The 14,406-nt window shown below is 38.4% G+C and carries 14 protein-coding genes; 4 read left to right on the forward strand and 10 right to left on the reverse strand.

Going from position 1 to position 14,406, the window contains the following annotated elements; translation table 11 throughout:
• Position 1: 1 nt before the first annotated feature.
• From JMN32_RS05565 to JMN32_RS05595, 7 genes are all read right to left on the reverse strand, one after another.
• A complete protein-coding gene (locus JMN32_RS05565) occupies positions 2-1,117 on the reverse strand; it encodes a DegT/DnrJ/EryC1/StrS family aminotransferase (RefSeq protein WP_202855315.1) in 1,116 nt (371 codons plus the stop codon).
• A 22-nt stretch (positions 1,118-1,139) separates the two neighbouring features.
• Positions 1,140-2,135: an NAD-dependent epimerase/dehydratase family protein gene (locus JMN32_RS05570; protein WP_202855316.1), complete on the reverse strand. Its 996-nt coding sequence runs from the start codon at positions 2,133-2,135 to the stop codon at positions 1,140-1,142.
• An 85-nt stretch (positions 2,136-2,220) separates the two neighbouring features.
• Positions 2,221-3,417, reverse strand: coding sequence for a glycosyltransferase (locus JMN32_RS05575; protein ID WP_202855317.1), 1,197 nt, complete (start codon positions 3,415-3,417; stop codon positions 2,221-2,223).
• Between the two features lie 183 nt (positions 3,418-3,600).
• Positions 3,601-4,533, reverse strand: a complete 933-nt coding sequence (locus tag JMN32_RS05580; protein WP_202855318.1) for an ATP-grasp domain-containing protein — start codon at positions 4,531-4,533, stop codon at positions 3,601-3,603.
• Positions 4,534-5,275: 742 nt separating this feature from the next.
• Entirely contained in the window at positions 5,276-5,479 is a 204-nt protein-coding gene (locus JMN32_RS05585; RefSeq protein WP_202855319.1) for a hypothetical protein, read from the reverse strand.
• Positions 5,480-5,557: 78 nt separating this feature from the next.
• The gene (locus tag JMN32_RS05590) at positions 5,558-5,749 is read right to left on the reverse strand and encodes an META domain-containing protein (RefSeq protein WP_202855320.1); all 192 of its coding nucleotides are present in this window, start codon (positions 5,747-5,749) and stop codon (positions 5,558-5,560) included.
• Entirely contained in the window at positions 5,736-5,963 is a 228-nt protein-coding gene (locus JMN32_RS05595) for a hypothetical protein (protein WP_202855321.1), read from the reverse strand. Before JMN32_RS05595 ends, JMN32_RS05590 begins: the two co-directional genes overlap by 14 nt.
• 142 nt (positions 5,964-6,105) lie before the next feature.
• Here JMN32_RS05595 and JMN32_RS05600 point away from each other — a divergent pair, with 142 nt between their 5' ends.
• On the forward strand, positions 6,106-6,339 hold the full coding sequence (locus JMN32_RS05600; protein ID WP_449528500.1) for a transposase: 234 nt from the start codon (positions 6,106-6,108) through the stop codon (positions 6,337-6,339).
• A gap of 414 nt (positions 6,340-6,753) precedes the next feature.
• Here JMN32_RS05600 and JMN32_RS05605 read toward each other — a convergent pair whose 3' ends face one another.
• Positions 6,754-8,367 (reverse strand): class I SAM-dependent methyltransferase, encoded by a 1,614-nt coding sequence (locus tag JMN32_RS05605; RefSeq protein WP_202855322.1) that lies wholly within the window; start codon positions 8,365-8,367, stop codon positions 6,754-6,756.
• A 220-nt stretch (positions 8,368-8,587) separates the two neighbouring features.
• Between JMN32_RS05605 and JMN32_RS05610 the strand changes: the two genes are divergently transcribed.
• Complete coding sequence (locus JMN32_RS05610) at positions 8,588-9,229, forward strand: Type 1 glutamine amidotransferase-like domain-containing protein (RefSeq protein ID WP_202855323.1); 642 nt, start codon at positions 8,588-8,590, stop codon at positions 9,227-9,229.
• A gap of 4 nt (positions 9,230-9,233) precedes the next feature.
• Here the strand turns inward: JMN32_RS05610 and JMN32_RS05615 are convergent, their stop codons facing one another.
• Together JMN32_RS05615 and JMN32_RS05620 are read right to left on the reverse strand one after the other, a co-directional pair.
• Positions 9,234-10,052 carry a GNAT family N-acetyltransferase gene (locus JMN32_RS05615; RefSeq protein WP_202855324.1) on the reverse strand — a complete coding sequence of 273 codons (819 nt, stop codon included), beginning with the start codon at positions 10,050-10,052 and terminating at the stop codon, positions 9,234-9,236.
• 101 nt (positions 10,053-10,153) lie between these two features.
• On the reverse strand, positions 10,154-10,780 hold the full coding sequence (locus JMN32_RS05620; protein WP_202855325.1) for a hypothetical protein: 627 nt from the start codon (positions 10,778-10,780) through the stop codon (positions 10,154-10,156).
• A 672-nt stretch (positions 10,781-11,452) separates the two neighbouring features.
• Here JMN32_RS05620 and JMN32_RS27705 point away from each other — a divergent pair.
• Together JMN32_RS27705 and JMN32_RS05630 are read left to right on the forward strand one after the other, a co-directional pair.
• Positions 11,453-11,620: a cysteine-rich CWC family protein gene (locus tag JMN32_RS27705; RefSeq protein WP_202855326.1), complete on the forward strand. Its 168-nt coding sequence runs from the start codon at positions 11,453-11,455 to the stop codon at positions 11,618-11,620.
• A 166-nt stretch (positions 11,621-11,786) separates the two neighbouring features.
• Entirely contained in the window at positions 11,787-14,300 is a 2,514-nt protein-coding gene (locus JMN32_RS05630; protein ID WP_202855327.1) for a caspase family protein, read from the forward strand.
• The last annotated feature ends 106 nt before the right edge of the window (positions 14,301-14,406 follow it).

Below are 14,406 nucleotides of genomic sequence, written 5' to 3' on the forward strand. Positions count from 1 at the left end.
ATTATTTCATATTTCGATGAATTTGCAGTATTACACTACAAACCTCTTCTATTTCATCATCTGACAAGTCCATGTAAGATGGCAGATACAACCCGTTTTCTCCCAATTTTCGAGAGTTGGAATATTTACCCGGGAAAGTATATCCTTTTAAAAATTGCTGTTGGTGGATAGGTGTGAAGAAATTTCTTGTCTCAATACCTTTTTCTTCAAGCAAATCTTGTAACGTATTTCTCGAACATCCAAACCCCTCCGTTATAACTATTCCAAATACCCAGTAGACATTTTTTGCCCATGTCTCCTCACATGGAAGTTCTAATCCATCAATGTCTGCCAATAAGCGTTTGTACACCTGAGCTATGTGAATTTTCTTTGCTATCGCTTGTTCTACAAATTCTAGCTGAGCCACTCCCAAAGCAGCCTGCAAATTGGTCATTCTATAATTAAAACCTACTGAAGAGTGGTTAAATCTGGATTGATTATCACAACCAAAAGCCATATTTTTCCTTGAATGAGCCTTTTCATACAACTCCTTATTATTGGTGACTATCATCCCCCCTTCCCCAGTAGTAATGATTTTATTAGCATAAAAACTAAAGCATGATGCATCTCCCCAACTGCCCACATATTGGTCACCGACTTTGGCTCCTATCACCTCAGCACAATCTTCCATAAGTAGAAGTTTATGCCTATCGCAGATTGATTTTATCAAAGGCATATTAGCAGGATGTCCATAATTATGAACTACCAATATCGCCTTCGTCTTATCGGTTATATAATTTTCTATCTGACCTACGTCGATATTCCAGGTATAATCTACATCGACCGGCACAGGTATAGCACCTGCCTGTAATATTGCGAAAACAGGTGCCATCATGGTAAAATCCGGAATTATTATTTCATCTCCTTCTCCTAACCCCAATACATCAAGAGCTAGATGTAGCGCATTTGTACCGTTGCTAACTGTGGAGGCATATTGATAATTAAATTGAGAGGCAAAATCCTTCTCAAATTGATCTATGAAACGTCCTTTGGAAGAAATCCAACCTTCCTGCATGGCTTGGTTGACGTATTCTTCCTCATTTTTCCAAAAAACAGGCTTACTTACAGGTATTTTCATCAGGTCGATATGAAATTCTTATTTATTTCAAAATATTAGAATTTTTCACAAAGCTTTCCCAGCTCCATTTGCAATCATTTTTGTAAAACCAATCAACAGTCATTTTCAATCCCTCAATCATGTCAATCTCAGGCTGCCAATCTGTAATACTCTTCAATTTGGTATTATCACATCTAAATCTATCGATATCACAAGCCCTGAGTCGATCAGTATCTACTTCGATCTTTAGATCCTTCACATTCATAATATCAGCGATTTGATTGGCCAACCACTCAACAGAAAATGAGGTGTTTGATCCTACATTCACTACATCTCCATTTTCCATATTTGAAAACAAGACCTTAATGAGCGCTCTGGCGGTATCGTGTACATAGGTAAAGTCTCTTTCAGCCTTTATATTACCTAATCTTAGCACATTACCTTTATTTAGCTGGTGTATTATTTCTGGTATTATATAAGGCTCTGACTCACGTGGGCCATAACAGTTAAATATTCTTGCTGTCACCACCGGCACATCGTGCTCAATACAATACGTATAGCACAGTCGATCTGCTGCCAATTTCGATACGGCATAAGTATTAACCGGCTTTAAAGAAACATACTCATCCAATGTTTCTTCTTCCGTGATTCCATAAACCTCTGTTGAAGATACATATAGCATCCTTTTGACATCACAAATCTTGCAGGCTTCCAGAATATTCAAACATGCCGTCAAATTGATATCGAAAAATCTTCTAGGCCACTTGTAAGCAGTGGGAACGTAAGTATCACCAATACAGTTAATGATATACTTCACATCACAACGCGTAATAGCATCTATGATTTCCAATTGGTTGAGCGCATCACCTTGTACAACTTCAACATTATCTAACCCTTCCACATTCTCAGGAATGCCGTGAAGATAATTGTCAAAGCATACAACTTTGGCATTTAGTTTCAACAATTCTCTTATTATCGCTGAGCCTACAAAACCGGCACCGCCAGCAACCATTACGGTCAAGTTAGAATTATCAATCATCGTAAAAAAATAAATTTATAATTGTATATTCGATTGTCATTTTATAAAAAATAAGTGTATTCACAGAGGACAGCGTAAATGTTTCTCAAAGCCTCAATTTGGAAACAAAATCTCCAAAAGTACTCTTCCAGGTCATATTCAATGCATATTCTCTGGCATTTTTCTTCACCTCTGTTCTTATACCATCTTTTTGTATAGTTTTTATTAATTCAATTAATTCTGGCGTTGAAGAAAATTCCCAGCCACAATCATATTGTTGTATTATACGTCCCATTTCACTACCTCTTGTTGCAAATACCGGAAGTCCGCAACTGAGCGCCTCAAGAGCGATCATTCCGAATGTGTCCCATTTGCCATAAAAGACAAGAGCATCGGCCTTAGCCATCTCATCAGCAAGACTTTCATGGTCAAGATAACCGAGAAATGAAGTATTCTTTGAAAAATCCAGGTTCTGACCATTAGAAACTTTCCCTGCGAGTATCCATTGAGCAAAGGGTGTAGATGTAGTAAGTGTGCTAATATTGTCAATACCCTTTTCCTCTGAAAATCTTCCTACGTACATTATCTTTAACGTACCATTCTGTCTCTTCAATTTTGGTTTGAAGATCGAGGTATCAACACCGGGAGTGAAAATTTGATAGTTGAATGCCTCACCTATTCTGAAAAACCCCTCAGAAACATCTGAATTAAGGAATATATTATTCTTATTATTTATGAAATGTTTATGCAGTCGACGCTGAGCATTCATCTCAACATAATCGAACAACTCGTTCTCCTTGCCAGCTATTCTAATGGCATAAAACGATGGGTAATTGGTATGCAAACAAATAGCCGGATCCTTGTCTCTATAGATGGACTCCACTACAAACCCTAAAAAGGATTGCGTAGCTATCACAACTTTAGCTGGTTCAATAGAGTTTGCAAATTCTTCACACTTTCGGAAAAAGTCCGGATACCAACCCCTGTCACCGTTCCAGGCATCCAGCCATTCGACATCGCTGTAGTCAATATTGCCTTTCAGAAGATCTTCATGTATTACGTCCTCTCCCTCTACTAAAGCGTATAGCGGCCTTCTTTTCAAAACAAGCCCCTCTCGAGAATCCCTCACAACCAAATTTAGTTGTGCCCGTACTGATTTGAAAGTAAGATTATGATCCAAATCAGATACCAACGCCAGGGTAATACCAGCAGATTCACACCATTCTATAAACTTTAAGTAAGTATATCGAACACCACATTCCACATTTAAGTGATCAACGACAAGCAGTAGGTCAACCTTCATTTTCAAATGTTAGAGTTTCAAATCCTGGCATTCCTATAACAATACCCACTTAACGAGCAATTAATTTTTCTCCCTGCCCTGAAGCAAAACTTCAAAAATAAGAACTAAAACAATAAACTGTATATTAAAATAAAAATAACGACAAATATAGTACTAAATCATTAACAAATTAAAACCTATTGATTAGGAAAGAGACCTTGTTTTTCTTATAAGGATATCGGCTGCTTTATCAATGCCCTGAAATTGGGATTCGTAATTGATGTTGGAATGCTTCTGTGAACTGATGCCCATTGGTGAAGAGAAATGCCACACAAGTCCGAGTGAATTGACCTCTATAATATAAATTTCACCTGTATTGGGATCTTTAACAATGTCACACCCTATAAGTGGTACGTCAGGAAATGCTTTTTTATGCGCTTCCTCGCCTAGTCCTATAATATCTTCATCATAACTGAGCGTAAAATCACAACCTTTACCTGTTGAAACTATTGAACCGCCAAAATCTTTAAAGGAATCAGCCGACTCCAAAGGTTGCCTGCTCTTATCGGCCTCTATTTTCACTGAAAATAATACTTCACCAAACAAGGATGTAACTCGATAGCTGACTGGCCACTTGCCAGTATAAATAAAATCCTGGATAACCCACATTTGAGTGTGGTCTGCAGCTTTGGTTTTAGGCTCTCTCCACTTTACCTTTGAATTTTTCACAATCCTGACATCAGCCCCCTGAAGACCTCTAACTGGTTTCATAACTACATAGTCTCCAAACTCATTCATATCAGGTCTGTAGTTTTTTGATAAAATTCGAGTAAAAGGCACAGGCAGATCATTACATCGTAAAGCCCGTATTTCATCATACTTGTCCATTCTCGAACCCTGATAGATAGTTCCTGGGAGTTCATCCAGGTGCTGAAGAGGAAATATAGCAAAAACAAGAGTAGGCTTTCCTTTTAATTCATCACCAACAGCCAGATTCTCTTCAGTATCCTCTAATACAAAAACCTTGATATCCTCTGTATTCGTCTCAATGTATTTTGCTATTCTATTGAAATCATCCGTCTGATTTGAATAAATATGCGGAACAAGTACTAAGTTATATTTTCTACTTAAAATCATTTTTTATCAAAATAAAAATGCTTAATATATAATAATATTAAGCAAAAGAATGGTTCATCAACCTAAAGCGACTACTGGCCTCCGGAATTCAATCCGTCAATATTAAATATGAAAATAATAATAAACAAGAGATACACGGTCTTATCAGTAAATCTGACAGTTTAACCTTTTGAATAATTTTGGAACACAACTGAGAGGTGAAGTCTTCTGAAGAATAAAAAATATCTTCTTCACAATCGTCAAGCTTGGGAAGCTCGACTGATAAATAAATTAAAAGAAACCCTCTTGAGACTTTCTTTTCAAGTTATTGAAGACGAGATCATTGAGCTGTAGATCATGGGATCTGGGAACTATAATTAAATTTTCAAAAGTTGAGAACACCAACCAAATATATTCTTCCCGTAAGCTCTAGCAACTACCTTTGATTGGAGTTCTTAACATTAGCTTTTACTTATTGCTTCTTCAAAAGATTAAACGTCCAATCACCATTTACTGAAGCTGTACGACTTCCCTGATGAACGCTATCGTTAAATACGAAACTTAAAGTCATTGTTGTTTCAGTCAATGACACTACCACGGGTAGATTCTCATTACCGGTTCTGATTACGGTAAAAGAGGAGAGGCCGGGGACTCTTCTTCAAACTCCCATCCCCCACTTGCCGGCCAAGGAGAAACTCCTGACGGGTCTCCTAAAAGCACTGTATGTTCCTTTCCCCTGCCCATTATCATAATTTATTGTTAATTAAAAATCAGCATAGCCTGCTGTTCTATCCTCGGTTTGGTATAAGACCGCTCGTGCTGATTCATCCACTACCCAGGTTCCTGAAAAATTATTACCTGCCTGATCATGAGGCGACAACCCGTTATCATCGTCATTTTTACACCCGGATAAGACAACCATTATTACTAAAACCGCTGCACTTAATATATATGATGTTTTTTTCATTCTTATTATTAGTTTTTCAATTTAAAGCTTGATTTGAGATGTTCAATTGGACACTTATACTTGCCTAAAATCTCATTATTAATTACTCTCCATTACTATTTTGTTTCCTGAAGTCTCTAGCAGCACCAGTTGATTACTGTTTATTTTAAATTGATAAGACTTACCGCTCAACTGTTTTAATAGCTGTTGTTCAACCTCAATATCAGGACAAATCATTCTGGTTGAAGAGATTGTTCCAAAGTCAAGTTGGTTCTCATTAAGATCTACCAAATCCCTTTAGCCTTTTGTCTGCCAGATTCAGGGTTAGCTCTGGAGCTTTGCGAGCGAATTCATAAGTCTTAAGATCATTGCCTCCAATAGATATTATCGACCATGACCTGCTTAATTGCTCTTTCACCTTCTCCACTTCACTTTTTTGTCCATCCGATGGCCGTGAACTCATACACGATACAAACAGTACATAAATGATCAAGATTTTTCGCATAATAATGAAAACGTCAGGACACTTTCTCAAAAAAAGCAGACCCCAGATCATCTCGTAATAAACCGGAGATCCCATGGTCTTTTTGAGGCTGTCCTTGTCTTACTTTTTATTTATTAGCATTGTCTCATTAAATACTAAGCTTATGGTCCTACATTGTCAGGTGTACTCATTAAGTAATACTCAGTTTAAATCCTTCAACACCGTTTCAAGGACGATCCAGCAACATTATCTGACTATCCTCAATTATTTTGAACGTAGAAGCACCAATGCCGCAGCTGAGTCTTTCAATGCTAAAATTAAAGCTTTCAGGAGTCAATTCAGAGGATTTAAAAACGTTAGTTTCTTCCTTTACAGGCTTTCCAGAATCTATGCTTAGTACAATTGCTCCGCAGGTTTTCGGCTTGATCCCCTCCAAGCCCAAAACATATATCATGGATATAATAGATTTTAACAGGTATGACATTCCTTACTTTCCATTAAAGAATGAATATAACATCCAACTTTTATCAAGTAGTCAACCAGACATAATCAATTCCAAGAAGAATTCTCTATGCTCTTCCTTACTGAATAGGAATAGGTAAAGGCAGCCGCACCATGGTGCAGACGCAAGTGAGCTTTCATTTATCAAGTATTCATTACGAAACGAGCTCTTATGGGACAGTTTCTTTAAAGAACGGGATAAGACTACTATTTATGACCGAAGTTCTGGTAAAGTGAAATGTTCCGTTCAACTTAGGGTTAGTGAAAAGGAGGACATATCCTACAACCGCTACACTAAGACTATTGACTACTAAGCCTTAAACAAATTAATGGTCACTGTTGCCAAATCGGAGTCCGGATATTTTCTAAACATCTCTTTATCATGAGAAAGGCCAGCCTCCTGTAATACTTTGATAAACTCCTCTACTTCAACAATATATTGATCAGAATAGCCATGAGTAACATCATAAGCAGTAGCTGCAGTTTTGCCCAGATTTTGAGCTACGAGTTCAGGGCTTACGGTGTGAAGCTCAATAAGGAGTAATCCATACTGCTTTACATAGGGTGTCCACCTTTTGAAATGCTGCCTGAGCGATTCAGAAACCAAATTATTACTCAGCCTCCTACCCTCACTGCAATAAGCTCCGGTAGAGGAACTTATTCTCAGGTCATCTTTTTGCTCAGGTTCCTCCCAGATGCGATTATGATCCAGAAAGGTGCGTACATTGAGTAAATCCTTCAGGTCAATATTATACGCTTCCTTAAGGTCAGAAGCCAGTATATCCGGCTTACCAATATCTCCCCAAATAATCTTAGCCCAAATATCCGCCTGTATCAGATTCGCCTTTGATACTTTCAAGGCGGCTTCATTATAATCCACCCCTATCAATAATAGTGGATGTTCCTCAAGCACCCTTCCTCGTTGCGTCTGATTAGCTACTACATTAAACAAATGTTTTAAGAAAGCTCCATTACCACAGCCCATATCCAGGATACCCTTAGGCTGTTCGTCGATTGGTCTGTTAAAGATCTCAATGATAATTTCATCGACTACCTTAAAATAAGCTGCATGCGCACCACCACTTCCCCATACATTCATTTCGCGATCTACATGCTTCTCATTCCCATTAGTGTCTGTCCCTTTTAATATTATGGGATCTCCAAAAATCAGATCATTGAGCTTTCTGAGCGTGGGAATATAAGATACGGTTACGCCATAAGCACTAGCCCTCTTTGCAAAGAACAAACCTTCCTCTGTAAACTCGTAAGTGTTATTGATTTTATTAAACCATTTCAGATGAGTAAGAATATCCAGCAAGCGCCCAAAACCATCGGCATCTTTATGAAATTCCTCCGCTTTAAACCGGGTCTCCATAAAGTACTTATGAAACATACCGCTCATACCAAGGTGCACGAGCGTTGGGCCTACTACTATTCCTTCAATATGCGTTAGTATTTGTTGATGAACTTCCTCCTCCAATGGGTTGGAATAGGCAGATTTCTCATGTTCATGCTTCAGTTTGCTAAAAACCACCTCCAATTTTTGGAAGGGTTCCATTTCAAACTTACGGTTATGATATTTCTCCGATAAAACCAGTAACTCCACTGCATCCTTATAAAGGCTAAAAAAATCAAAGGCTATTTCTGAATGGTCATTAATCTCAAAAGTTACCTGATCCGCCTCATTATCAACCTGCTGATCAAGCCATCCCTGAGAGCACATAGCCCTAAGGGCTACATTAAGATACCCATCATTTGCATTGAATTGAGTGGCTATTGTTTTAAGGTCTGCCCTCTTCTCCACAAGCAAAAAATCTGTAACACCATACTGCTTTAGGGTATATGCTGAAGGTGCTGTAACAATTCCGTCCAAATGCCGAAATATCTTACTTCTGAGTATGGCTTGTTCTTTTTTTGCGAGCATAAGTTTCTAATTCAATTGATACCTTCTCAATTCATTGCTTCATAAAATAGCAACTTTTTAAACAGGGCACAATGCTCCCTGCTATCTTTTAAGACCAATTTCAGATGATGTTTTTCTTATGCAACAGACAAAACATTAACTTCGACGCTTCTATGTAAAATGCCTAGAAAGCAATAATTAATAAAGCATTTGATTATCAATATCGTAAGACTTAATCTTGATGAACAACACACTTCCAATATATCTACTGTCCGATAGTCAGCTACTGTTTTCACATAACGCCGCCGGGCAGCACTTTCTTCAGTCAATTATTACTGAAATCGATAAGCCTGATATCAAAGCCGCATATATTGGATGGTCAAATGGTGACCAGCCTGAGTTTTATGAGCTCTTTAAAGAGGGCATGAAACACCTACATATTACCAATTGTAGTATGATCTCCGCTGACTTTAATTCAATCGATAAAGAGAACCTGTTAAAAGCTGATGTTATATTGCTGGCCGGTGGCGATGTAAATAAGGGCTGGCAAAGATTGCTGGAAACCAAAACGGTAGATATAATTAAGAAAAAGTATACATCAGGGGCAATTTTAATAGGCATATCAGCCGGTGCTATTCAACTGGGCTGGCAGACACCCTTTACAACTGATGATAAATACGAAGAAATGATGCAACTCGTCCCCTTCATCATCGGTGCTCATGACGAGGTAAACCAATGGATAGATTTAAAAAGTGCCGTACTCAAATCTGGCAAGGAAGGAATAGGCATTCCTTTTGGGGGAGGTCTTAAATATTACCCCGATCAAAGGATTGAGATCATCAATAAACCGGAGGAAATTTTTTACTTTACTAATAATGCTTGATTAATTACACCAATCTTTCCATTTGATATTGATTGATAGTGTTTTGCAAACCTGAAGCTTTGAGCCATTCCAGCTTCCTTTCCAAAGTTCCAACAACATTGTTTACTTTGATTTGAGTTGAAACAGATTGAATAGCAGCACCTAACCGTCCCCATACATCCGGCTTATCGAAAAGGACATCAAATTGAGCCAGATACCCTGTAGATTTATTGATAATGAATAATGATTCTTTCTTATCATTATTCATTACTGTAAAGAAGTGAAAGGGGCCATTAATAATAGATTCTATCCTGTTCTCCCAGGAGTAAATTGATTGATCCGCTAATTCATCTTTATGGATGGAAACCACTGAAGCTTCCTCCACCTGTCCTATACTACCCTCACACTGAAACTTTCCTCCAAAACAATGATAGTTCCGGGCAACCTTAAAACCACATTTTTCATAAGCTCTTACGGCATTTTCATTTTCCTGAATAACCTCAAGTGAACAATGCTTCACCCTATTACTTCTAAGAACCGGCAGAGCAAAATCAAACATCTTTTTAACGAGGCTATTTCCCCTATAAGCAGGCAATACACCTGTAGCTGCATTAAATGCAGAAAGAACCCCATCTCTTTCATCTATGGCCAAAAGCATAAAAGCAATGAGCTCCTCTCCCTCAAATACCCCTACGGAAAAGTCATACCTGACTTTGGCTACTCTCCAGCGCTCCTCAAAGAGTCTTGCATTTTTTGTGAATTGGACATAGTAATTTTCAAAGGACTTAAAAAAGCACTTTGCTACAATCTCAAACGGCACATCAACTAAAGTCTTGAACTTCATACCATTACAAACGTTTTTTGTAGTATTACGCAGTTCTGTCCAGTGAGTAGAGTGAAATTACATGCAAGGCATTAATAGATTGCCAATGGATTGAAAAAAGATTATACAGGTTTTAGCTTTTGGTCCAAAACTGATTTGATCTTATCAAATTCGAAGAAAAAACGAAATGCCGGAGTTGTCATTAAGTACATTTTATTCTCTATCCGCCACCATAGAATCCCTCCTTTATTAATACACTCTCTATCATCCATAGCAATATCGGTTAGGTAAGTTGTGAATGCTGCGGCTACACTATCACTTTCAAATTCCCACTCCAGAATATCTACCTTTAGATACATATGATCTATGGTCTCCTTGCTTTTAACCAAAGTCTTTTTAACTCCTTTGATCAATGTAAAATCAATCTTGTTCAACCGCGGATCCTGGTCAGCACATGAGGTAAATAATTGCGCTAACCCTGGAGCTACTCTATCATTAAGATCATACAAAGTATCCCCATTGACCACTTGTGATTGATAACCAAATTCGGCATCAAGCAACACCAAGGCTTCATTAAAACGATCATAATCAGTTTTGACAACTGGTTCTTCAATCGTCTCCAACCGGCTTGTGTCAGTTATGACGGTATCTGAAAGCAAGTCTTCAGAGGTTGATTCGGTATTTTGAGCTTCCCGGTTGCAGCAAATCAGTATAGTAAAGAGCAAAGAAAGGAGAAGATATCTGATCATGATCAGTTTAAAAATTTAGTAATTCAAATTAGTCAATAATGACCAAATACCAAATAATCAATTACGTCTGATCAACCCGACAAACGTGCCGCTTTCTCCCCTTATCATTGCCGTATTCATACAGTTAAAATCAAGCCATATTATAAAAAATAAGAAACACCATGAAAATCAATCCCTATTTAAACTTCCCTGGTACTACAGAAGAGGCCTTTAATTTTTATAAATCTGTATTTATAAAATAGTTCATATTTTAATAACCCTATTTAGACACAAATTCATTTGATAAATAAAAAATATTATAATATAATAAAAATAAAGTAATGCATATTGCGCTACCCATAAGGACGGAAATATACTCATGGCTACAGATGCCATGGAGTCCATGGGACAGAAACTGAGCACTGGCAACAACTTTTACATTTCTGTATCTACTGACAAGTACAGATGGGGCCAAAGATATCTATGATAAGCTCTCTGCAAGTGGTTCTATAGAAATGCCTATTGGTGATGCCCCTTGGGGGCATACTTTGGTATGTTTAAAGACAAATTAGGTATACCGTGGATGGTTAGCTATGACTACCCTAAGGAATAACCATTATATACTAAAGCTTTGCTATCCCTACAGGGTTTAGTAAAGCTTACTTTTCCTTTTTCACACGTAGTTCGTACCTTGTGCCCTGCAAGTCGAAGTTTCTTAACCCATACCATGAAACCAAATATTGTCCACACTGCAACTCCGCTTTTGAGTGTAAAGTAGATTCCATAACACAATGTCAGTGTTCCTCAGTCAAACTGAACCAGGAAGAGCGAAACTTTGTCCGCAGCAAATACCGGAACTGACTTTGCGCTACATGCCTCAGAAAACTCAGAGATGAGTATAATCAGCTGTAGGAACACTTCTTAAAGAAACAGGCCTTATCTAAAACAGTAGTGTATATTTCAGTTATTCTTCTTTTATTAAAATTCTTTTTTTTGCTAACTTGAATATTCATTTTATTCTATTTTCATGAGGTCTATAGTTCTATTATTTCTTTTCATTTTATCTGTAATTTCGTTCCAATCGCAAGCCCAAACAGGCTCTAAAAAGCGACTGGCACTGGTGATTGGCAATGCTGACTATCAGAATGCCAACAAACTGCTAAACCCTGTCAACGATGCCCGCTCCATGAAAAAAGCACTAACGAGTTTAGGCTTCGAAGTTATGCAGTATGAAAATCTGACCCAGCGAGAAATGAAGCAGGTGATAGATGAATTTGGCCGAAAGCTGGAAAGTTATGAAGTGGGACTATTCTACTTTGCGGGACATGGCATACAGGCCAGTGGAAACAACTACCTCATACCGGTAGAAACCAACCTGACGAACGAACAACAAATAGAATATGACTGCGTGCGTGCTGATCGTGTATTGGGACTTATGGAGTATGCCAAAAGCAAAGTAAACATTGTCATTTTGGATGCTTGTCGCAATAACCCATTTAAACGAAGCTGGAGCAGGTCTGCCCAGGGAGAGGGACTCGCTTTTATGAATGCCCCGAGCGGTTCGCTCATTGCCTATGCAACGGCTCCCGGGAAAACAGCCTCTGATGGATCTGGAAGTAACGGACTGTATACTGAAGCCTTACTAAAAAACCTGGCCACCCCCGACCTGACCATTTTACAAGTATTTCAAAACGTGCGCAAGAATGTTGTTGATCAATCTGATCAACGACAAATTCCTTGGGAGTCAACCTCTCTGATTGGAGATTTTTATTTTAATAAAACACAAGCAGGCGGCAAGGAACAGCAACCCGACAAGACACTTATAGCCAAAGAAAGCAGTAATATAACCAGTACTACCCCTACTTCTATAAACTCACGTGCCATTTGGAAATCAGATGAAAAAACATGGCACCTGCTAGACAATAAAGTACAGATTGCCTCTCGCACCAAATATACCTATGCTGGCGATGATCTACTGGCCTATGACCCTGAAACTGGTGTATCCTATTTATTACCTGGTTACACACATCTGACCGACAATGTCTTCCGTCCAGCCGAGATCCTTTCTGAAAAAGATCAGTATTTCTGGAGATCTAAAGACCTTAGCTTTTATGTTTACGATAAGGGTACAAGCATCAGTACAGAAATAGTCCATTCCAAATCTGACGATGACCTACTGGTTTATCACCCTCAGACCAACACCACGCTACTGCTGGAAAAGTACTATCAACTGCAAGACAATAAGCTGCGCTCGGCTGAAGTGGTTTCCAAAGCAGACAATATTTTCTGGAAATCAAAAGACAATAAATACCTATTCTTCATTAAGGGAGAACAAGTGGCCAGTACTACCTCCTCAGCTGCCGTGAACAACGATCTGCTGGTATACCATGAAAAAACGGGGTCCAGCTACATTTTAAAGAATTTTTATAATCTACAGGATGACAAGCTGCGCTCAGCAATGCTCATCAGTGACCAAAAAGATGTCTTCTGGTCTGGGTTCAACAATAAATTTCACCTGTATGTCAAAGGAAAGGATGTTTCTTCGCAAGTCACTAACAAATGGTCAGGCAGTGATCTGGAAGTTTACTATGGAGACAACACTTATCTACTCAAAAACTTTGCTAACCTTCAAGACAGACAATTGAGGGAGGCCACTGTAATGGAATCAACAAGCAAAGTAGAATGGAAGGCAGAAAATAACCTGTTTTATATAAAAGATAATAACAAGGAAATACAGCTACAGACCGTTTATGCTATGGCCGGCAACGACCTGCTGGTATATCATCCTGATAAACAAAAGACTTACTTACTAGAAAACTATAGCCACCTGCAAGACAACCAATGGAGGTCGGCTCGTCTGTTATCTTCTTCAAAGGAATCAGTTTTTTGGATGTCCGAAGACAATGTTTACTGGTTATACGTGCAGGGAAAACAAGTTGCACAGGAAACATCAAGTGTAGCCGAAGAACGTAACCTGGTCGTTACTCATACTCCAACAGGTTCCAGGTATCGTCTTACCGGCTTCTATGATCTTCAAGATAAGCAACTAAGGGCTGCTGAGATTTTAAGTTTAAATACACCCATCACTACCAAAACTTCATCTACCAATGATAATAATTCATATAAAAGCAAGGGTAATGCTACCTGGCGATCAAAAGATAACTTATACTGGCTCTACGTCAATGGGGAACAGATAGCAAAGCGAACCAATAGTGTATTTATTGATAACGACCTTTTGATCTATGACCCTTCAGACAATCTTTCTTACCTCCTCGAAGGTTATAAAGAAAAGCAGGATGACCAGATCAGGTCAGCCATAATTCTGGATTCTTCAGAACAAACCTGGTGGCGTGCCAATGACAATGGGTATTATATCTATGTGAAGGGTGAGTTAATTACCACCGCCACCAATGTTCAATCTTATTGGGCTGATAGTGATCTCATTGTATATCACAAACCATCCGGGGTTACCTACCGGTTGGAAGACTACAATACCAATAAAGACGATCAGCTAAGGCCAGCATTTAAGGTAGTGGAATAGCCTAGGCTGATTATGGAATGTTATTAATAAAAAGGAGGCCGGGGCAAACTTATCAGGATTCGATCAATAACCTAAACACATTTTTTAACTTTTATACCTCTCGTTC

Source organism: Fulvivirga marina (assembly GCF_016775155.1).
Classification (GTDB): domain Bacteria; phylum Bacteroidota; class Bacteroidia; order Cytophagales; family Cyclobacteriaceae; genus Fulvivirga; species Fulvivirga marina.